18 protein-coding genes are annotated in these 21,190 nt (G+C 63.1%); 7 read left to right on the top strand and 11 right to left on the bottom strand.

The features are described 5' to 3' along the window. Both ACQR1I_RS08720 and ACQR1I_RS08715 read right to left on the bottom strand, forming a co-directional pair. Positions 1–780: an ABC transporter ATP-binding protein gene (locus tag ACQR1I_RS08720; protein WP_434870368.1), complete on the bottom strand. Its 780-nt coding sequence runs from the start codon at positions 778–780 to the stop codon at positions 1–3. Positions 781–782: 2 nt separating this feature from the next. Continuing rightward, positions 783–1,919, bottom strand: coding sequence for an MlaE family lipid ABC transporter permease subunit (locus ACQR1I_RS08715; protein ID WP_434870442.1), 1,137 nt, complete (start codon positions 1,917–1,919; stop codon positions 783–785). Positions 1,920–2,073: 154 nt separating this feature from the next. Here ACQR1I_RS08715 and ACQR1I_RS08710 point away from each other — a divergent pair, with 154 nt between their 5' ends. Both ACQR1I_RS08710 and ACQR1I_RS08705 read left to right on the top strand, forming a co-directional pair. Beyond that, entirely contained in the window at positions 2,074–2,340 is a 267-nt protein-coding gene (locus tag ACQR1I_RS08710; protein ID WP_434870369.1) for a hypothetical protein, read from the top strand. After that, positions 2,341–2,844 (top strand): phage holin family protein, encoded by a 504-nt coding sequence (locus ACQR1I_RS08705; protein WP_434870370.1) that lies wholly within the window; start codon positions 2,341–2,343, stop codon positions 2,842–2,844. A gap of 29 nt (positions 2,845–2,873) precedes the next feature. Here ACQR1I_RS08705 and ACQR1I_RS08700 read toward each other — a convergent pair whose 3' ends face one another. Then, entirely contained in the window at positions 2,874–5,567 is a 2,694-nt protein-coding gene (locus ACQR1I_RS08700) for a bifunctional acetate--CoA ligase family protein/GNAT family N-acetyltransferase (protein WP_434870371.1), read from the bottom strand. A gap of 45 nt (positions 5,568–5,612) precedes the next feature. Further along, entirely contained in the window at positions 5,613–5,780 is a 168-nt protein-coding gene (locus tag ACQR1I_RS08695) for a hypothetical protein (RefSeq protein ID WP_434870372.1), read from the bottom strand. 39 nt (positions 5,781–5,819) lie between these two features. Between ACQR1I_RS08695 and ACQR1I_RS08690 the strand changes: the two genes are divergently transcribed. Both ACQR1I_RS08690 and ACQR1I_RS08685 read left to right on the top strand, forming a co-directional pair. Beyond that, the gene (locus ACQR1I_RS08690) at positions 5,820–6,809 is read left to right on the top strand and encodes a zinc-dependent alcohol dehydrogenase family protein (protein ID WP_434870373.1); all 990 of its coding nucleotides are present in this window, start codon (positions 5,820–5,822) and stop codon (positions 6,807–6,809) included. 24 nt (positions 6,810–6,833) lie between these two features. Further along, the gene (locus ACQR1I_RS08685) at positions 6,834–8,372 is read left to right on the top strand and encodes an AAA family ATPase (protein ID WP_434870374.1); all 1,539 of its coding nucleotides are present in this window, start codon (positions 6,834–6,836) and stop codon (positions 8,370–8,372) included. 47 nt (positions 8,373–8,419) lie between these two features. On the opposite strand, the gene ACQR1I_RS08680 is transcribed toward ACQR1I_RS08685, so the two are convergent. Next, a complete protein-coding gene (locus ACQR1I_RS08680) occupies positions 8,420–10,189 on the bottom strand; it encodes a PHA/PHB synthase family protein (protein ID WP_434870443.1) in 1,770 nt (589 codons plus the stop codon). A 140-nt stretch (positions 10,190–10,329) separates the two neighbouring features. After that, complete coding sequence (locus tag ACQR1I_RS08675) at positions 10,330–10,692, bottom strand: hypothetical protein (RefSeq protein WP_434870375.1); 363 nt, start codon at positions 10,690–10,692, stop codon at positions 10,330–10,332. Between the two features lie 161 nt (positions 10,693–10,853). Between ACQR1I_RS08675 and ACQR1I_RS08670 the strand changes: the two genes are divergently transcribed. Further along, positions 10,854–11,582 (top strand): CBS domain-containing protein, encoded by a 729-nt coding sequence (locus tag ACQR1I_RS08670; RefSeq protein ID WP_434870376.1) that lies wholly within the window; start codon positions 10,854–10,856, stop codon positions 11,580–11,582. Positions 11,583–11,654: 72 nt separating this feature from the next. Here ACQR1I_RS08670 and ACQR1I_RS08665 read toward each other — a convergent pair whose 3' ends face one another. The 3 genes from ACQR1I_RS08665 to ACQR1I_RS08655 form a co-directional block, all read right to left on the bottom strand. Further along, positions 11,655–12,917, bottom strand: a complete 1,263-nt coding sequence (locus ACQR1I_RS08665; RefSeq protein ID WP_434870377.1) for a CaiB/BaiF CoA transferase family protein — start codon at positions 12,915–12,917, stop codon at positions 11,655–11,657. A 168-nt stretch (positions 12,918–13,085) separates the two neighbouring features. Next, positions 13,086–13,532 carry a GNAT family N-acetyltransferase gene (locus ACQR1I_RS08660; RefSeq protein WP_434870378.1) on the bottom strand — a complete coding sequence of 149 codons (447 nt, stop codon included), beginning with the start codon at positions 13,530–13,532 and terminating at the stop codon, positions 13,086–13,088. Between the two features lie 18 nt (positions 13,533–13,550). Next, positions 13,551–13,718, bottom strand: a complete 168-nt coding sequence (locus tag ACQR1I_RS08655) for a hypothetical protein (RefSeq protein ID WP_434870448.1) — start codon at positions 13,716–13,718, stop codon at positions 13,551–13,553. Positions 13,719–14,426: 708 nt separating this feature from the next. Between ACQR1I_RS08655 and ACQR1I_RS08650 the strand changes: the two genes are divergently transcribed. Continuing rightward, positions 14,427–14,612 carry a hypothetical protein gene (locus ACQR1I_RS08650; protein WP_434870379.1) on the top strand — a complete coding sequence of 62 codons (186 nt, stop codon included), beginning with the start codon at positions 14,427–14,429 and terminating at the stop codon, positions 14,610–14,612. A 31-nt stretch (positions 14,613–14,643) separates the two neighbouring features. Here the strand turns inward: ACQR1I_RS08650 and ACQR1I_RS08645 are convergent, their stop codons facing one another. Then, entirely contained in the window at positions 14,644–15,540 is an 897-nt protein-coding gene (locus tag ACQR1I_RS08645) for a hypothetical protein (RefSeq protein WP_434870444.1), read from the bottom strand. Between the two features lie 159 nt (positions 15,541–15,699). Next, positions 15,700–19,599 (bottom strand): ATP-binding protein, encoded by a 3,900-nt coding sequence (locus tag ACQR1I_RS08640; protein WP_434870380.1) that lies wholly within the window; start codon positions 19,597–19,599, stop codon positions 15,700–15,702. Positions 19,600–19,728: 129 nt separating this feature from the next. Here ACQR1I_RS08640 and ACQR1I_RS08635 point away from each other — a divergent pair, with 129 nt between their 5' ends. Continuing rightward, positions 19,729–21,033 carry an NRAMP family divalent metal transporter gene (locus tag ACQR1I_RS08635; RefSeq protein WP_434870381.1) on the top strand — a complete coding sequence of 435 codons (1,305 nt, stop codon included), beginning with the start codon at positions 19,729–19,731 and terminating at the stop codon, positions 21,031–21,033. Positions 21,034–21,190: the final 157 nt, after the last annotated feature.

Raw genomic sequence — 21,190 nt, 5'->3', positions numbered from 1 at the left:
TCAACTCGCTTTCGGTTGCAGCATCTGAGATCGCTTGCCGTGAAAATAGGCCTTCACCCAGGGATGTTCTGATCGAAGCAGATCGCTCATCGGACCAATCGCGACGATCCTGCCGTCGGCGAGAGCCGCAACGCGATCGCAGACGGTGTTGAGGCTCGCCAGGTCGTGCGTCACCATGAATACGGTCAATCCAAGCGTCTTCTGCAGCGTCTTGATCAGGGCATCGAAGTCGCCCGCCGAGATCGGGTCGAGGCCCGATGTCGGCTCATCGAGAAACACGATCGCCGGGTCAAGCGCCAGTGCGCGCGCCAGCGCGGCACGTTTGGTCATTCCGCCCGATAGCTCGGCAGGATATTTCTCGCCGTCCTCGGCACGCAGTCCCACCATTTCGAGCTTGGCGATCGCGATCTCATCCATCAAGCTCTGCGACATCTGGAGGTTCTCGCGCAGAGGAAACTGCACGTTCTGCTTCACCGTCAGCGACGAAAACAGCGCGCCCTGCTGAAACAGGATGCCCCAGCGGGTCGCGACATCCTGCGTGGCGCGTTCCTCTGCCCCGCCGAGAGGTATTCCCATCACTTCGATCGTCCCGCCGCGTCGTGGGACAAGTCCGATGATGGTCCGCATCAAGACCGACTTTCCGCCGCCGGATGCCCCCACCAAGCCCAGAATCTCACCCCGCCGGACGTCCAGCGACAATTTGTTCAAAACGACCTGCTGGCCAAAGCCGACGATGAGATCGGTGACGCGGATCGCATTGGACACGTCGAAATCCGCCATTGCTACATTCCAATGGATGCGAAGAACACGGCGAACAGACCATCGAGGACGATCACGAGGAAGATCGATTTTACGACGGATGTCGTCGTCTGCTGCCCCAACGACTCGGCACTGCCCTTGACCCGGAGGCCTTCGCTGCAGGCGACAATACCGATCACGAGTGCCATGAACGGCGCCTTCAGCATTCCGACCTCGAAATGAGTGACCGAAATCGCCTCATGCAATCGCGCAATGAAGATCGCCGGGCCCATGCCGCCATAGAGTTGGGCAACGAGCCCTCCGCCATAGAGCGCCGCCATCGAGCCTATGAAGGCCAGCACCGGCAGTGTCAGGATCAATGCCACGATACGGGGCAGGATCAGCACCTCGACCGGATTCAGACCCATCGTGACCAGAGCATCGATCTCCTCCCGCATCTTCATCGACCCGAGCTCGGCGGTGTAAGCGCTTCCTGATCGGCCCGCGACCATGATCGCAACGATCAGGACGCCGAGCTCGCGCAGCACGAGAATGCCGACCATGTCGACAACGTAGGACTCGGCGCCAAAGCGTCGAAAGTGAAAAATCCCCTGTTGAGCGATGATCGCGCCGATCAGAAACGTGATCAACACGACGATCGGAATGGCCTGCCAACCGATCCGGTACATCTGGTAGACGAGCGATGTCGCCCGCAACGACCTGGGACGGCGCAGTGTCCGCACCAAGGCAAACGCGAGCGCCGCCAGCATGTCGAGGAACACCGTGACGTCGCGTGCAGCCTCTAGCGTGGAGCGCCCGAGATCGGTGAGCTTGGCCACGACCGGGTTCGGCGTCGGCCGTGACTGGGTCTCGTGTCGGTTGACCTGCCGGACCTCTTCGATCAATCCCAGGTAATTTTCCGCGACCCCGGTAATCTCGACGGAGCGACCGGCAGCGGCCGCGCTGCGTCCCAGCTTTTCGAGCAGCCAGGCTCCGACCGTATCAATCTCGCTGATGGCCCCAAGATCGAGCTTGACCGCTCTTGCGTTGTTGACGGTGACCTGGGCAATGCTGGTCAGGCTCTCCAGTTCCGCCACGTCGCGGCATACCCAGGGTCCGCTCGGACGAAGCTCCAGAACGTCGCCCATCGCTTCGGCGGTCAATTTTGGATGAACACGCAATAGGATGTCTCCCTCACCGAGCAACAAGGCAGTTCCTAGATCCCACCGAGCGGCCAACCTTGATATGCCTCAACAGGCTTCGCGCCGCCAATTGAGCGAAATCAAGCCGGTGGCCGGGCTTCGTCCTAGAGTCATTCTAGCGACAGGATAAAGCATGACCACCCTTTCCGCGCGCCTCACCAAAGAGCTGGACGATCTGGTGCAAGAACTGCGTGCGCTGGGCGGCCCCTTCAGAGATCCCGAAAGTGAGCACGCAGATGCGATTGCCAAACCCGTCGCTGCGATCATCGAAAACCTTCGCGCCGATCTACGCGACGCCGACATTCACCTCGAGCGATTGATCAGAACACGTCCGATCGCGGCGACAGCATCTGCGCTCGCGATCGGTCTGGCGCTCGGCCTCCTCCTGCGGAGAACTTGAGTGGATACGGAAAACGCCCTCAAACACCTGCGCCTGCTCTGGCGCACCGACCGTGTCATCGCCGACATCAGGCTCCGGCACCTGCTCGCCGGCGCGGGCATCCGCGCGTTTGCGGCCCTGATCGCGGTCTTCGGTCTCCTGATGCTCGAACTAGCCGCCTATCTCGCATTGGTCCAGATCACATCCGCCGTCTTGGCCGCTGCCGCGCTGGGAGCCTGCAATTTCCTGATCTCAGCGATCCTGCTCATCATTGCCGCACGTGCACCGTCCGGCCGCGAACTCGAGCTGGCCAACGAGATGCACTCCGCCTCGATGGACGCGCTGCAGTTGGAAGCACGATCCCTGCAGTCGAAGATTTCGAGCGCCGTCAACCACCCTCTCATCAGCCTGATTCCCTTGCTCATCATTCCAATCCTGACGATGCTCGTCAGGACGCTCCGCTCGCACGGCGCGTCCGATAGCGAGCCCACGGGGCCCTCGGCCGGCGACGCCTCCGCGACGTAATTCGGTTCACCAGGCCTGGAGAGGATGCTTCAGAGCGTCAGCTTGACGTTGCACAGGTCCCGCTCGGCCGGGTCGGTCTTGACCTCGAAACCGAGATTCCGGCACATCTCCAGCATGACGACGTTCTCCTGCAGAACGTCGCCAGAGATCATCTTCAGGCCTTCGGCCTTTGCATATTCGATGATCAACTGCATCAAGGCCCAACCGAGCCCTCGTCCCTTCAGATCCGACCGCAGCAGGATTGCGTATTCGCCGCTCTCATAGATCGAATCGGAATGAATCCTGACGACTCCGACTAGTTCGTTCGTCGCCTCATCAAGCGCGACGAAGGCCATTGCGCGTGCATAGTCGAGCTGCGTCAGGCGTGCGATGAATTCATGCGTGAACTCCTTCATGGGCGCGAAGAAGCGAAGGCGGAGATCCTCGGCGGTCACGTGCTTGAGGAACTCATGGATGATCGGCTCGTCTTCCGGTCGGATCGGTCGGGCAAGAATGCGCCAGCCATCCTTGACCTGGAGGTGCCGTTCCCACTGGCTCGGATAAGGCCGCACGGCGAAGTTTGACGGACCGGACCCCTTGAATTTCGGCGGTACCTTACCGACGGCGACACGCGCATCAACAGCCAAGACGCCGCTTTCGTCCGCAAGCAACGGGTTGATGTCGAGTTCTCGAATCTCGGGAACGTCTGCCGCGAGCTGCGCGAGCTTGACGAGAACCATCGCGACCGCGTCAGGCTTGACGGCGGGGACATCCCGATAGGCCCGCAACAGGCGCGAGACACGCGTGCGCTCGATCAGATTGCGCGCCAAGTGCAGGTCGAGCGGCGGCAGGCCGAGCGCCTTGTCGTTGATGATCTCCACCGCAGTACCACCGCGGCCGAAGACGATCACGGTGCCGAAAGTCGGATCATCGGCGATGCCCATGATCAACTCGCGCGCTTTGGCCCGCACGACCATGGCTTGCACGATCACGCCGGATATCCGCGCCTCAGGCCGCACAGCTCTTGCGCGCGCCATGATCTCGTTCGCCGCGTTGCGAACAGCCTCAGCCGTGGTCAGGTTGAGAACGACGCCGCCGACGTCGGATTTATGAATGATGTCGCGAGACAGGATCTTGAGCACCACCGTGGCGCCCTGAGCAAACAATTGATTCGCATAGCCGACGGCTTCGTCGATCGAAGACGCCGCGAATGTCGGAACCATCGCGATATCATAAGCTTCCAGGAGGCGGCTGATTTCGACGGGATCAAGCCATGTTCTTCCGTCAGCCAGAGCGGCCGTAACGATGCCGCGGGCGACGTCAACATGCGGCGCAAAGGAGCTCGGCATGGCCGGGGGCACTGCGGCAAGCGACTCCACCACTTCGCGATGGCGGACGAGATGCATGAAACCTCGGACGGCGTCATCCTCCGTGGGATAGTTCGGAATTCCCGCGCCGCTCAATGTTTCAATGACCGGCTGCTCGGCACCGACCCATGCCGCCAGCACCGGCTTGGCCCAGCGCCGATGCTGCTTGCGGTAGCTGCTCACGAAGTCCGTGACCGCGATGGCAATCTCGCTCGCCGACGCAATCGCGGTCTGAACGTTCATCACGAGAATTGCATCGTTGGACTGATCTGCAAGCAGTGCCTCGAGCGACGCCGTGTAGCGTCCTGCATCTGCGTCGCCGACGATGTCAACCGGGTTCGATCCGGACCAGGTGACCGGCAGCATGGCGTCGAGCTTGTCGTGAACGGCGGGAGAGAGCGTCGCGGCCACTCCGCCAAGCTCAACCAGCCGATCGACGGCGAGCACACCTATTCCGCCGCCATTGGTCAGAATCGCAAGGCGCTTGCCTGTGGGCGATTCCACGCGTCCCAACGTCTCGGCGCAGTCGAACAGCTCGCGCAGGTCGGAGACGCGCAAGACACCGGCACGCCGAAAGGCTGCATCGTAGACGGCATCTGCCCCCGCCAATGCGCCCGTATGCGTCGCAGCCGCCCTCGCTCCAGCGGCCCCCCTGCCCGACTTCACGACGACGACAGGTTTCACCCTTGCCGCCGCTCGCGCCGCGGACATGAACTTCCGCGCATCCTTGACGGCTTCGATGTAGAGCAGGATCGCGCGCGTCCCACCGTCCATCGCGAAATGATCCAGAAGATCACCAAGATCGACGTCCAATTGATCGCCAATCGAGACGATGCCCGAGAAGCCGACGCCGCGCTGAGCCGCCCAATCCACCATTCCCGCGGCGATGGCACCGGATTGCGAGATCAGCGCCAAACTCCCTGCAATCGGCATGTGAGCGGAGAAGCTCGCATTGAGCTTGATCGTGGGCATCATGATGCCGAGGCAGTTTGGACCGACCAGGCGCATCCCGAACTTCTGCGCGGCCCTCTCAACCCGGTCGGCGAGCGAATCCGGCCCGTGCCCGAGCCCCGAGGTGATGATCAGCGCGGCGGCAGTTCCCAAGCTGCCTGCGCGGTCGATCAGGCCCGGAATGGAGGAAGGTGGCGTCGTGATGACCACCAACTCCGGCACGAACGGCAGCTCGTCGATCCTGCCCACCGACTTGACCCCGGCTATCTCACGATAGCGAGAATTGATCAGACCGATTTGCCCCTGGAAGCCTGCCTTGATGATGTTGTCGAGGATGGCCCTTCCAACCGAGTTCGGCCGCGGACTTCCTCCGACCAGGGCGATCGAGCGAGGCAACAGCAGGTTCCGCAAGCGGTAGGTCGACATCTCGATATCCAATGTTGAGCGCGGAAGCCGGCAGTTTCCAATATATCAGTCTAGTTTCAAACCACCGGCGGTCCAGCGCGACGTATCAGCCCAGGACGAGATGATTGTGACGGACGCGTTCCTCGATACCTGCCTGCGGCTGCCGCCGAGGCGTTGATCGCCGTTCAACGCGCCGTGAGCCTTGACCGACATCAAAGGCGCAAGGTGCAGCATGATCTATCCCGCCAAACGTGGCCCACAAGGAGGCTCGTCATGCGCGCGATGGTGCTGCAAAAGCCGGGCACACCCCTCCAGTCCAGCCATCTCCCGGACCCCGAACCGGGTCCTGCCGAGATTCGCGTCAGGGTCAGCGCATGCGGTGTGTGCCGTACCGATCTGCATCTGTGCGATGGCGAGCTTCCCGACATCCCCTACCCCATCATTCCCGGACACGAGATCGTCGGCCACATCGATCGAATCGGACTTGGCGTAACGACACACAGGCTGGGCGACCGGGTCGGCATTCCCTGGCTGGGCCACACCTGCGGGCACTGCACGTTCTGCCAGCAGGGTATGGAGAATCTGTGCGACGAGCCCACGTTTACCGGCTACACGCGCCACGGCGGCTATGCGACATACGCGATCGCGGATGCGCGCTACGCATTTCCGCTCGAGGGCCCGATCGATGACGTGGCTGCCGCGCCGTTGCTATGCGCCGGCCTGATCGGCTGGAGATCCCTGGTCATGACGGCCGATGCTCAACGGCTAGGCATTTATGGCTTCGGCGCAGCCGGTCACATCGTTGCGCAGGTCGCCCGCTGGCAAGGGCGGCAGATCTATGCCTTCACCCGAAACGAGGATCTTGAGGCACAGGCTCTTGCCCGCCAGCTGGGCGCCACATGGGCCGGCGGATCGGACCAGCGGCCTGACGTCGCGCTCGATGCTGCCATCATCTATGCCGCTGCTGGCGAGCTCGTTCCGGCGGCGCTCCGGGCCGTTCGCAAGGGCGGACGGGTCGTGTGCGCGGGCATCCATATGAGCGACATCCCCAGTTTCCCGTATTCCCTTCTCTGGGGAGAGCGCCATGTGATGTCCGTTGCCAACCTGACGAGGCAGGACGGCCTCGACTTCCTGCGCGTTGCCCAGGAGGCTCAGATCCGGCCTCATGCAACCGCCTATCCGCTTTCCGATGCGAACGCTGTTCTTGCTCGCTTGCGCAGGGGTGACATACTCGGGGCGGCCGTCCTCGTCCCAGACAATTGAGCGATTTGGAACGCAACAGCGCCCATGGTGTCTCCATCCGATCAGGATCTCGTATTCTCGTTCTTGAGCGATACGAACCTCCATCCCGGCGTTCGTCGAATCGACACGCACGCCGCGTCCGTTTTCCTGCTCGGTGACCGTGCGCTGAAGATCAAGCGGGCGATTCGGCTGCCCTTTCTCGACTATTCGACGCTCTCGCTGCGAAAGACGGCGTGCGCGAAGGAGATCGAGATCAACCGTCCGTTTGCGCCGGATATCTATCTTGGGGTAGCTGCAATCACCAGGACCCCGGATGGGAAGCTCGAGATCGGTGGGACCGGCACAGCTATTGAGCATGCCGTTGAGATGCGTCGCTTCGATGACAGCCAGACGCTTGATCATCTTGCAAGGGACCATCAGATCGGCGCCGACACGGCGTCGCTGCTGGCCGAAACCATCGCAGCGTCGCATCAGCTCGCGATTCGATTTGCGTCCAGCACGTGGATCGATTCAATCCCGCGGTGGATTGACGCGTTCATCACGAGCTTCAGAGCCAGCCGCCGATTTGACGTGACGGAAATCGATGAGCTCGAACTTGCTTGCCGTTCGACCCTAGCACTGCTGACACCGCTGCTTCAGCAACGTGCTGAAGCGGGGTACGTCCGGCGCTGCCATGGCGATCTCCATTTGGCAAACATCGTCATGGTCGACGACAAGCCGGTACTGTTCGATGCCATCGAATTCGACGACCGGATCGCCATCATCGACGTCCTCTATGACCTCGCTTTTCCGCTGATGGACCTGCTTCATTTTGAGCAGTCTGCCGCGGCCAATCAGCTTCTGAACTCCTATGTCTTCGTTTCATCGCCTGACGAGATGGAGGGCCTGGCCGCATTGCCGCTTTTCATGGCCATTCGCGCAGCCATCCGGGCCCAGGTTTTTCTGGCGAAACTCGACCGCGACCAAGCTGATCACTCTGAAGCCGATCGCTCCGAAATATTCGATACCGCCAACAGATACTTTCATTTGGCGCGCAGGCTGATTTCACCGGCGCCCCCAGTGATGATCGCAATTGGCGGCCTCTCGGGAACCGGGAAGTCCGCTTTGGCACGGGCGCTTGCTCCGCTGACGATACCGCCGCCTGGCGCAATCGTTCTGCGTAGCGACGTTCTGCGCAAGCAATTGGCTGGCGTTACCCAAACCGATCGCCTGCCGAAAGCGGCCTACACGGCTGAGGCGAGCGCGGAGGTTTATCGCGAGTTGATGAACCGGGCTGCCCGCTTACTGGCCCGGGGAGTCACGGTCATCGTCGACGCCGTGTTTGCCCACGAGAATGAGCGCACCGAGATACAAGCGCTTGCGAAGCGATCGAACGTTGCTTTTTCCGGGCTCTTTCTCGTCGCAGAGTTGCGCATCCGGAAGGAGCGAATTCATCATCGAGTCAACGACGCATCCGATGCAACAATCACGGTCGCCGAGGGGCAGGAAGGCTATGACCTCGGCGCTCTGGATTGGCTGCGTGTCGACGCTTCAGGGAGCCCAGAAGAGACTTTGCGTCGGAGCCGTTCCTTGCTGGGGCTCTGAAGCTGAATTCGATGGACGAAGTGCCAGAGGACGTCAGCGGCGCGTTTTCACGTATGCACATAGTCTCCCGGCGCGCAGCCAAGGTCGGTCGAGCCGTCGATTCCGAACTGCGGCGGCAGGCCCGGCGCTCCTGAATGTTGACCCAGCCAGGTGAACCAGGTCGGCCACCACGATTTCTCGATCCGAGGAGAGGTCTTCTGCCATTCGTCCGGCCCGAGATATGGGGCATCGGCGGCCTTGATCCGCACCTGATGTGAATGTCCGGGCTCATCCGGCGGAGCCACGATGCCCGCATTGTGTCCGCCGCTCGCCAGTACGAATGTCACGTCTGCATCGACCTCGTAGTGGATCTTGTAGGTCGATCGCCAGGGCGCGACGTGGTCGCGCACCGTACCCACCACGAACATCGGCGTGTGAATGTCGGACAGAGCCACCGGCTTGCCCTCGACCTGATAGCGGCCCTCGGCAAGATCATTGTTCAGAAACAGCTTGCGCAGGTACTCCGAATGCATCCGATACGGCAGGCGGGTCGCGTCTGCGTTCCAGGCCATCAGGTCGCTCGGATTCGCTCGCTCGCCGAGCAGATAGTCGCGCGAAACCCGCGACCAGATCAGGTCGTTGGAGCGCAGCAGCTGAAATGCTCCAGCCATCTGAGTGGTGTCGAGATAGCCTCGCTCCCACATCATGTCTTCCAGGAAAGCAACCTGGCTTTCGTTGATGAAGAGCGTCAGTTCGCCGGCTTCCGTGAAATCGGTCTGAGCCGCGAACAGCGTGATCGTCTTCAGACGATTGTCCCCGTCCCGTGCCATGGCCGCGGCTGTAATCGACAGAAGCGTTCCTCCGAGGCAATAGCCGGCGGCATGGATCGGCACGTTCGGTACGATCCGCCCGATCACGTCCAAAGCGGACATGACGCCAAGCGAGCGATAGTCGTCAAACGCCAGGTTGCGATCTTCCGCTCCTGGATTCCGCCAGGAGATCATGAAAACCGTGAATCCCTGATCCGTAAGGTGCGTCACCAGCGAATTGTGCGGCGACAGATCGAGGATGTAGTACTTCATGATCCAGGCCGGCACGATCAGAACGGGTTCGGGCCGCACCGTCTCCGTCGTTGGCGCGTACTGGATCAATTCGATCAATTTGTTGCGAAATACGACCTTGCCGGGCGCGGTCGCGACCGTCTCTCCGACGACGAAGTCCTGCGCACCGCGCGAGGGCCCGCCGGGCTGCAAAACCTGCATGAGGTCGCTGAGCCAGTTCTGCCAGCCGAAAACGAGGTTTTCCCCGCCACTCTGAAGCGACTTTTCGAGCACTTCAGGGTTGGTCGCCGCGAAGTTCGACGGAGCAAACGTGTCGAGCAGTTGGCGAATGGAAAAATCAACGACAGCCTCGTTTGCGGGGTCGACACCGCGCACGCCGGTGGTCGCCTTGTGCCACCAATCTTCCCCGAGCAGGAAAGCCTGGGCGAACAGGTTGAACGGCTGCGTGGCCCATTGCGGCTTTGAAAAGCGGTGATCTGTCGGCTGGGGCTTGATCAGGTCCCATGGTTGACGGTTCGGATCGGCGAAATGCACTGAACGCTCGGCGATCTTCCTCAAGGCCTGAAATGCCTGGTGCGCGACATCGATTTGACGCTGGGGCGCAGCGGCCAGATGACAGGCCCAATCGAGATACGCCATCGACAGCGCAGCCGGCGAGATTCCGCCGGTCATCCGCGCCAGAACCGCGCTGAATGCCTTGTCCAGCTCATGGTCCTCACGGCTGAATTCGCGGCTGTCGGTGCCCGACTCTAGCGATATCGGCCTCGCCTGGGGCATCGCGAGTTGATCCGGCATCTTCGACGGAGGCGTCTCATCCTTGGAGATCGCATCCTTGGAGATCGCATCGCCGGCTTGGACGACAGGATCGTTCTTGGCGTCGCGGCCGCGCCGAGTCGGCCGCGTGCCACCTGCACTCTTCAGTTTCGCCACCGTTGCCCCACGAGACTTACGCCGGCCTCAATGAGGCGCTGACCATGCTTGAAAAGCCGGTCGCAATCCCGCCTGACAAAGTCGATCTGATGCCGCCCGCATTCTTCGACCATCGTCTGGATTCCCTTGACGGAATGCACACCGGCCAGCTTCGACGTGAATTCCGCGAGAAGATGCGTTTCCGTTCGAACGCGATCCAGCGCCTCGTTGCTGGCGAACAGGATCTCTTCCAGGATGATCTGCTGAGAACCGACCAGCAACTCGAGCGCATGCTTGTTGGACAGCGCAACACGTTCCGACAGTTCGGCTGTTTCGGCGGCCAGGGCCTTGGCCCCGGAGAGCTCGGACATGGCACCCCTCCTCTCGCTGAGTTGGACATATCTCATACCACCCCCTCAGGCGGGAACCTTGAGCTGCATCAATGACAAGGCAGGCGCCCTTTTGACCTGAGTCAATTCACGACCGCAACGACGGATTACCTTCAGTTAAGCCCTGACATTTGGAGTTCGCCATGCGCGCCCATCAGATCATGACACGCCCCGTCATCACCGTCACGCCGGATACGTCCATCGTCGACGCGGCCAACATCATGCTTCAACGGCATGTCAGCGGCCTTCCCGTGGTGGAGGCGAACGGCAAGCTCGTTGGCGTCGTATCGGAAGGAGACTTCATCCGCCGGACTGAAATCGGCACGGGTCGGAAGCGCGGCCGCTGGCTTCGCTTCATTCTGGGACCGGGTAAATCAGCTGCCGACTTCGTTCACGAGCACGGACGCAGAGTGTCGGAAGTGATGACGAAAGCGCCCTTGACGATCACGGAAGACGCCGCCCTGGCGGAGATCGTCGAGCTGATGGAAAAGAACCATGTCAAACGATTGCCGGTGGTCAAGGGCGACCAGGTGGTGGGAATCGTCTCGCGCGCCAATCTCCTGCAGGCCGTCGCCAGCCTTGGCCGGCAGGTTCCGGACCCGACCGCCGACGACGACCACATCCGCAATCGCGTCATCGACAATCTCGAGAAGGCCGACTGGTGCCCCTTTGGCCTTTCGGTCATCGTCAAGGACGGCATCGTTCATCTGAGCGGCGTCATCACCGAAGAACGATCAAGGCAGGCCGCCGTGGTTGCCGCCGAGAACGTATCGGGCGTCAAGAAGGTCCATGACCATCTCTGCTGGGTCGACACCATGTCGGGCATGTACTTGAACTCACCCGAGGATGACGAGATGGCGAAAGCCAGTTGAGGTCGATCTAAGACCCGTCGGCTGGCGAGGGCACTCCGCCCCACGCCTCAATCATAGCGCATGGCGCCATGGTCATGTGAAGAGTTCAGCATCGCCAAACGCGCCGGCTTTGCGTAAGCCATCGATCTCCTGCGTGGTGAACTCCAGTCGATCGCGCAGGATGGCAAGCGTATGCTCACCCAGGCGCGGCGCAGCGCTCGGCTCGACTGTCGGCGTCAGTTGCATGGAAATCGGCGGCTCGATGTTGGGGATCGAGTGCGCCGTCGGGTGCGGAATGCGACAAATGCGGTCGCGCGCCCGGACCTCTTGCGAATTGAAGGCCTGCTCGACCGTTCGAACGCGACCGACGGGAACGCCGGCCTGATTCATTCGGCTGATCCAGACGTCCATCGGTTCAGCTGCAAAGATCTCGGCGATCATCGCGCGCAGCTTGGCCCGGTTGGTCCATCGCGCCTTGCGCGTGGCAAAGCGGGCATCGGTCAGGAGATCCGGACGAGCAAACACCTCCGTCACCAGCCGGTGATAGAGCCGGTCGTTGGCACAGGCGACATAGAGCGGCCCGTCCGCAGCTTCGAACACGCCGACTGTCGGCGAGTCGTTGGGGGAATTTCCGGTCCGGGTCGGGTTCACCCCGTTCATCAGATAGGTCGTTCCGAAGAAGCCGGTCATGGCCAGCGCCACGTCGAACAGGGCCACTTCGACGTGCTGCCCACGACCGAGCCGATGCCTGGCGGCCAGCGCCAACAGGATGGCGTTGCAAGCGGACATGCCGGTTGCGAGGTCGACGATGGGCGGACCTGTCCGCACCGGCGGCCCATCAGCGAAACCGTTGAGCGACATGAACCCGCTTTCGGCCTGCGTGATCGGATCAAAGCCTGATCGCCACGCGAACGGTCCCGTCCGGCCATAGGCCGAGATCGAGCAGTAGATCAGCCCAGGATTGGTGGCGGCGACACTCTGATAGTCCAGACCAAACTTCTCCATCACCGACGAGGAGAAGTTCTCGACCACCACATCGGCCTTCGCGATCAACGCCCGCGCAACCTCTCTGGCCTGGGGAACGGCGAGATCCAGCACCATGCCCTGCTTGTTGCGGTTCAGACTCAGGAAGGCCGCGCTCTCGCCGCCGCGTTCGGCATGCTCGTATGCGCGGGTATCGTCGCCTTTGCCGGGTTGTTCGATCTTGATGACCTCGGCGCCGAAATCCGCCAGCGTCTGCGTGCAGGCCGGCCCTGCGACGACGCGCGTAAAATCGATGACGAGAAGACCGGACAAGGCGGCCGGCGCATCGGCCGCCCGTGGTCCGCGGTCTGGCAGCGCGACCTCAGCCGGCATCCGGAACGTCCTTCCCCTTTACGTCGATCGTCGCGAGCGATCGCTCCTTCGTGATCCGGAGCGCTTTGCAGCGGCACCGAATCCCCTATGGTTAGCCCAATCATGCCCGCGGAAAAAGCCCGCCGAATTTCCGCGCCTGCTGCAGTGCAAACGACCCCGATCGCGCGATCACGGCTGGATCAGCTTGCGCCAGTACAGCGAGGTCGGCCACGCCCAGGGCTGCGCCGGCTGGAACAACACATATCCGCAGCGGATGAAGTTGTTCGCCGAGGCGATGTTGCCCGTCGTGTCGGACACGATGCAGCAAAGTCCGGCTCGTCGCGCGCGCTGCTCGATCGCTCGCATCATTCGGCGCTGCAGACCGCTTCCACGCACCTCGGGAACGACGCCTACTCTCGAGAGATATCCCACTCCGATGCCCATGATCGATGGGATCATGCCGGCAAAGGCAATCGGCCGCCCCATCTCGGTCGTCGTCCACCACTGTCCGACCTCAAAATTCGGCAGCGGCGCATGATCGAAAAACGTGCGCTCATGAAGGTCCTTCAGGGTTTCGAGGACATCCGGCTCGCACGGATCGACCTCCCTGATGCGGAAGCAGCGTTTTCGTTGCAAGTCCCGGCTCGGCATGGTCTACCTGCCGAGCACGACTTTGATGCCGAGCCAGATCGCTCCGACGAGACCGGTCGCAATCACCGTGATCACGGCCTTGAATGTATAGCTCTGGGCCTGTTCCACGCTCTTGCGCCAGCGGCGTAGATGCTGAAAATCGGCGCGCATTTCGGTGATGGTTTTCGACATGGACCGTTCCCGGGATTGCTGATGTCTGCGGCGATGGAGGTCGTCACGAGATCGCATCGGCGGACGCGATCGTCACCAGACCCATGATGGCGAGCGCGATCAGATAGGCGGTCATCGTCGTCTCCCCTGCGTGCGAAAAAAAGCGCGGCAGATCGCAGCCGAAGCGCGATCGTTTCGGGCGCGAACCCTATCCCTCTGCTCAAAGGACCGCAGCAGGCGCGGCGACGGTCGCCACGCCCGCGGACCGGCCGGTTCGCGCCGGCCGGCCAATACTTGATGTCTCCGACCAGCTCTGCCCCGCGCCTGATCGATCAGGACGGCGTCCAGAATTCCGTCGATGTCGTCATTACGTTCGCTTGGGGCAAGGCGAAGCGCGCATGTCACGGAGCTCGCGAGTGAGTCCGCTCGCGGCGTCTATCGTCAACGATTTCGGAAAATTCGACGATGACACTATGCCGGTGATTTGCCCGACGTGTCAAATTTGATCGAAAGACGGCGATCCAACCTTACGGTTTCAGTAACCGCGCGGCGGGTTTGGGCCCCTCGCAAACAAAAAGCCCGCTGCCGGATATCCGGCGCGGGCTCTATGATTTTTTCGATGGTGGCAAAATGCACCTGATTTGCCCGACGTGTCAAGCGCGGTGAGCTGGCGAAGCGTGAGCGCACCGCGACATGCCCGTCGGGCCAACAGCAGAAGGAGTTGTATCGATGTATGTCGTCGCGATCGCTCTTGCTGTCCTGTCCGCGCTGTTCTACGCCGCCGGGCAGCATCAGCTCGGCTCCGTCGGCAGCGATGTCTGCCACTATGGCAGCCTGTTCTGCGACAAGCCGCACTACATGATGACGAGCGCGGTGCTCGCCGGCCTGTGGGGCAAGTTCGTCAGCATGCGCTGAGCCGGGGACTGGGCCGACGTTGCAAGACCGGTCAGTTCTTGATCGCGTAGAGCGGCGTCCTCACCGTCAGCTGATACACAGGCTTAGGTGCCCAGGCAATCTGCGCCGTGATTCCGAACAGCCGGTTGTCGTCATCGTCCATCCGGTCGAGATCGAGCCGGATCAGCGGCTGGGTATAGGATGCGATCGGCGTGATCGCAAGCAGCTGCGCGCCACCGAACGACTGAAGCCCGACCCGCGCGGAGACCTTCCAGTTGTTGTCCCACTGATAGAAGCCGCCGACATAACCAGCCGTGGTGTCGCCGACCCGTGCCAGCGAGGCGTCGACATCGATATGCGTGTACTGGACGCCGGCGAGCCAGCCCCGCGTTTCGTCCGGGTCGAGCGCGTACTTCGCCTCGACGACGGTGTTGAACGAGGTGGTCGCGAGCGGCGAGGACGGCACGGCGCGCGTCACGGTCGACTGCAGCGTGACGGTCGGAAGCGCGCCGCCGTTCTGCTGATAGACGTCGGCCTGGAAGCCGAGGAACCAGCTCGTGACGGCAACGTCCGACCAGCCGGACAGACCGTTGTACGATGCGCTGCCGGTAAAGCCGCCGTAGAGCGACAGCGAGTCGCCGAGATCGAACGTGAGCGGGACATCGACCCCGACGCCCTGATTGGTCGGCGCCGAGAGCTGTGGCAGTCCGGGGAGCGGCGGCCGGTCGAGCAGCTTCCGCAACGTCGCGATCTGCGACAGGGTGCCGAACAGGGAACTCTCACCGAGGCCCGTCGACAGCCCCCCGCCGGGCACGTAGGCATAGTTCGTGCGAAAATCGATGTAGACGTTGGGCGCGTCCGATGATGCATCGTCCGCTTCGTCGTCTGGTGCGCCTTTCGCGTCCTTTGCGAGCGCGCGGCCGCTCGCGACCATCGCCGCGCAAGCCATCACGGCGAACATCAGCCGCAACGCCCGCGCACATCCCCGCAATGATTGCTCAACCGCCATCTGACGTCCCCCAGCGGATGAATTATGCCGGCTCGGGGCGCCGCTTCAAGAGCCGGTGAGGACTCTTGCACGGCTTGCAGGGCATCGCGGAACGGACGGTTATCCGGTGGGGGCCTGTTCCGGACCCATAGGGCGCCCAGCCATGACCTGGCGCAGCACGCGCGACAGCTCGTCCACCGAGTAGGGCTTGTGGATCAGGCTGAACCCGTGGCGATCGCCGTCGGCCAGGACGTCGCTGTAGCCGCTGTTGAGCACGATGGGAATCGAGGGCAGCCGTCGGCGAATTTCCAGACCAAGCGTGACGCCATCCATGCCGGGCATCACGACGTCGCTGAGCACGAGATCGAACCCCGCAGGATTGGCCTCGATCATGCGCAGCGCGTCGGGACCACTGCGCGCCAGCGCGGTCCTGTAGCCGAGGTCCTCGAGCAACTGCGTCGAGAACTCGCCGATCTCCGGGTTGTCCTCGACGACCAGCACGTTCCAACGCGCGGCGAGCAGTTCCGGACTGCGCTCCGTCCGTTCATGCGGCCCGAGCGGCTTGCCGGTCAGCGGCAACAGCAAGGTCAGCGTCGTTCCCCGGCCGACCTCGCTGTCGGCCAGCACTCGGCCACCCGACTGATGCACGAAGCCATAGACCTGCGACAAGCCCAAGCCGGTGCCGCGGCCGACTCCCTTGGTCGTGAAGAACGGCTCGAAGATCCGACCGAGCTGCTCCGGAGGAATGCCACAGCCGGTGTCGCTGACGGCGATCGAGACGAATTGCGCCTGTCCCGTCGGCCCATCCTGCCGCACGAGGTCACCGCGAATGGTCAGTACGCCGCGGCCACTCATCGCGTCCCGCGCATTCGCGACGAGGTTCACCAATGCGGTATCGAACTGATTGATGTCGGCGTCGACCGGAAGCGGCCGGGCGCGCAGGTCGAGTTCGACCACGGCCGGTGCGCCGAGCACGGTCTGCAGCATCTCCGCGATCTGCTCGACGTGTCTCGCCACATCGAACACTTGCCGCTCCATCGGCGTGCGGCGGGCGAACGCCAGCAGCTGTCCCGTCAGCTTGGCAGCCCGGTCCGCCGTATCGGAAATGGCATCCACGTAGCGGCGCATGCGCTCGGGCGGCAGCTGACGCCGGCGCAGCAGGTCTGCCGAGGATCGGATCACGGTCAGGAGATTGTTGAAGTCGTGCGCGACCCCGCCCGTGAGCTGGCCGATCGCCTCCATCTTCTGCGCCTGCCGGAACGCCTCCTCGGCCTGGCGCCGCTCCGTCAGCTCGATCGCCTCGGGGACGATCGCCGCAATCTCGCCGTTCTCGTCGCGCACGGGGCGCATCTGGAAATCGAACCAGCGCAAACCGCCGACCGGCAGGTCGAGCTGAATCTCCCGGCGCGCCACGTCACCGCGCGCGACCGTCTCGACGAGGGAGCGGATCACGTCGGGCATGCCCGGCGTTCCCGTGAACCAGGGCGTCTCCCAGAACGGCTGCCCGGCGACCTCGTTCAACGGCGCGGCGATGGCCTCGAGCGACGTCGCATTGGCATCGAGCAGCGCGCCATCACTGGAAAGCAGCGCCTGGAACGTATAGCTCGCCTCGAACACCGTTCGAAGCCGCGCCTCCTTGGCCTGCAGCTCGGCGGTGCGTTCGGAGACCTGGAGTTCGAGCCGCTCGTTGAGCTCGCGCAACGTGGTCTCGGCCTCACGCCGCACCCGCGCGAGATCGATGTTGACGCGGACACGCGCGAGCAGCTCGCGCGCGCTGAACGGCTTGCTGAGATAGTCGTTGGCGCCGGCGTCCAGCCCCTCGACCTTCGCCTCCTCGCCGGCCCGCGCGGACAACATCACCACCGGAATGTCACGCAGCTGCGGATCGCCGCGTAGGGTCCGCAGCAGGCCGAACCCGTCCAGCTCCGGCATCATGACGTCGGTCAGGACGAGATCGGGGCGTCGGCGGCGCACGGCGTCCAGGGCCGCGGAGCCATCGGCGACCGCCTCCACCTCGTAGTCCTGACCGAGCAGGCGACGCACGTAGTCGCGCATGTCCGGATTGTCGTCCGCGAGCACCACGCGGTCGCGACCGGCCGCGATCAGGGTCCGCAGTCCCAGATCGTCGGGCGACGACGCGTTCGGCAGCTCGGGCGGCCGGTCGCCGTTCAGCCAGCCCAGAGCCTCGTCGAGATAGGCTTGCGCCCGCATATTGGTCGTGACCTGCGTCCGCGACGACCCGAGCTGCCGCTGCGGCAGATGCGCCGTGCCGAGCGGAATTCGCACCGTGAAGACGGAGCCGCGTCCGAGTTCGCTTTCGGCGGTGATCTCGCCGCCATGGAGCTTCACCAGCTCCTGGACCAAAGCAAGGCCGATGCCGCTGCCCTCGTAGGAGCGCCCCCGGGCGCCCTCGACGCGGCGGAAGCGCTCGAACAAATGCGGGAGCTCATCGGGCGGAATGCCGGTGCCGGTGTCACGAACCGCGATCTCGGCATGCTGCCGGTCCGCGGCCAATCCGATGGTGACCGCGATTTCGCCCTCGAAGGTGAACTTGAAGGCGTTGGAGACGAGGTTGAGGACGATCTTCTCCCACATGTCGCGATCGACATGGACGGGCTCGGGAAGAGGTGCGGCATCGGTGACGAGGCGCAGCCCGGCGCGGTCTGTCGCGGACCTGAAATTGGACACGAGCTCGGACGTCAGGGCCACGAGATCGACCGGCTCGAAGCTCGCGGTCATGCGACCGGCCTCGATCCTGGAAAAATCCAGCAGCGTGTTCACCAGCTTCAGGAGACGGATGCCGTTGCGATGAATCACGTTGAGCTCGGCCTGCTCTTCCGCGCCGAGCTGGGCGTCCGAACGCGCGAGCAGGTCTTCGAGCGGGCTCAACATCAGCGTCAGCGGCGTGCGAAACTCATGACTGATGTTCGAGAAGAACGTCGTCTTGGCGCGGTCGATTTCCGCCAGCGCCTCGGCGCGTCGCCGTTCCGCCTCGTATGCGGTGCCGTTGCTGGCTGCGGCGGCGATCTGGCCAGCCACGAGGCTCAGGAAGCGGGCGTAGCTCTCGTCGTAAAGGCGGAACGGATTGAGCGCGGCAATCACGAAGCCGCTCTCGCCCGTTTCGCCGGACATGACAATCGGAATCACCACCGCTTGTTGTGGCGGCTGTCGCCAGCCGCCACTCGGAAAGTCCACGCCGAAGGTCTGGCGAAGATCGCGCACCACGACCGGCGCCTGCAGCCGCAGCGCCTCAGCCAGCGGCCATGTCGCCTCCGGCCCGATCGGCAGGCGGTGCTGAACCGCGGGATGACTCTCGTCGATGCCAGTGAGTGCAGCGAGCTGCGCATCGGCGCCATTCTCATGGCTCATGTAGATCATCACGAAGGGAAGGTCGCGCGGCTCCTTGGCCAGGGCTTGGGCACAACGCGCGCACGCCTGGTCGAGGCTGCGGGCCTCAGCTGCCGCATTGGCGAGCTCACGCAGCAGCGACAGCTGGCGCTCGCTGATCACGCGCTGCGTGTCATCGGTGTTGGCGCAGAAGATGCCGCCAGGCGACCCGTCGTCATCCGGGATCGGGCTATAGGAGAACGTATAGTACGTCTCCTCCGGAAAGCCGTTGCGCTCCATGATCAGAAGCTGCGCCTCGACATAGGTGCCCTGATCGCCGCCACTCGCCTTGGCCAGAAGCGGACCGATGTCCTCCCAGATCTCGTGCCACACGACCGAGGTCGGGCGTCCGAGCGCCCAGGGATGCTTGCCGCCGATGATCGGCTTGTAGGCGTCGTTGTAGAGGTAGATGAGCTCTTTTCCCCAGCCGATCCAGATCGGCTGCTGCGAGGTCAGCATGATCCTGACGGCCGTCTTCAGGCTCTGCGGCCAATGCTCCGGCGGCCCGATCGAGGTGCCATCCCAGTCGAACTGCAGCATCAGTCTGGCGAGCTCGCTGCCGCCGGAAAACAGCCTCTCGCGTTCCGCCGAGCCGTGTCCCTGATCCTCGGTTGATGGCCGTTGATCCGGCAAGCCTGCCCCCACTCCCTGATGCACCGAAACTTGCAAACGCAAGTCCTCACCGCCGGTTCCCAAGGCGGGAACAAAAAGAGGCTGTGCGACTTCGAGAGACATGCACTGCGCTCCCGGGGAAGTTCTGACATGACCATGATCGTTGCGTCCGAGCCGAACAAGCCGAAGCGATCCACCTGGGGCGTATTCAGGCTACTCGGCCCGGGTCTGGTGACCGGCGCCGCCGATGACGACCCATCGGGCATTGCGACCTACTCTCAGGCTGGCGCGCAGTTCGGCTACGGGCTGTTATGGACGGTGTTTCTCACCACGCCGTTCATGATCGCCATCCAGCTCGTCAGCGCGCGCATCGGACGCGTCACCGGCAAGGGACTGGCCGCCAACATCACCTCGCTGGCGCCGCGTTGGATCGTTCTCGTCCTCGTGGCCCTGCTCGTCGGCGCCAATACGTTCAACATCGCGGCCGACATCGCCGCGATGGCGGAGTCGCTGTCGTTGGTGATCGGCGGGCTCAACCACGAACACGCGCTGATCTTCGCGGCGGCGTCCACGCTGCTGCAGGTGTTCCTGCCCTACCGACGCTACGCGCCGGTCATCAAGGTGCTCACGCTGTCGCTGTTCGCCTACGTGGCCACGGCGCTGATGGTCAAAGTGCCCTGGGGCACCGCGCTGCTGGCGGCGGTCTGGCCGTCTCCGTCCACCGATCCGGATTACCTGCTGACGGTGGTCGCCGTGCTGGGCACCACGATCAGTCCCTATCTGTTCTTCTGGCAGGCCTCCCAGGAGGTCGAGGAGATGAACCAGGGCAAGGTGGACCGTCCGCTCCGCGAGCTGTCGAAGAAGACTCATCCGGAGCTGCGGCGGATGAGGATCGACACGACGATCGGCATGATCTTCTCGAACGCGATCGCCTTCTTCATCATCCTGACGACGGCCACCGTTCTGCACGCCAATGGCGTCACGCATATCGATTCGGCGACGCAGGCGGCCGACGCGCTGCGTCCGCTCGCAGGGGACTTCACCTTCCTGCTGTTTGCCCTCGGCATCATCGGTACCGGCATGCTGGCCATTCCCGTGCTGGCGGGCTCCGCCGCCTATGGCGTTGCCGAGATCTTCGGCTGGCATGCGACGTTGGAAGCCAAGCCCGACGAGGCCGTCGGCTTCTACAGCATCATCGCTGCAGCCACCCTCATCGGCTTCGGCCTCGGCTTCACCGGCATCGATTCGATCCACATGTTGGTGTGGAGCGCCGTGCTCAACGGCATCGTCGCGGTGCCGATCATGGCGATGATGATGGTGATCGTATCGAACGCCGAACTGATGGGCCGTTTCCGCGCCCGCTCCTGGCTGATCGCCCTGGGTTGGGTCGGCACCGCGGTCATGGCGGTGGCCGTCCTGGCGCTGCTGTGGTCGTTCGTCACAGGGCGCGCCTAGCCTCCAACCACAACGTCGATTCGCGTACATCCAACGCAGTTGCACAACGTCATTGGTGCAATGCGGCGCGGAAAGTGTGGTAACAGACCGGTCCCGCCACGCTGCCCCAATTGACGCCGATCAACGCAGACCGGCTCCGGCATGGCGAGGCTCGAAA

Origin of the sequence: Bradyrhizobium sp. HKCCYLS2038, assembly GCF_051167655.1 — a bacterium.
Lineage (GTDB): Bacteria > Pseudomonadota > Alphaproteobacteria > Rhizobiales > Xanthobacteraceae > Bradyrhizobium.
The sequence above is the reverse complement of the archived record's forward strand: the minus strand, read 5'-3'. Positions and strand labels throughout refer to the sequence as shown.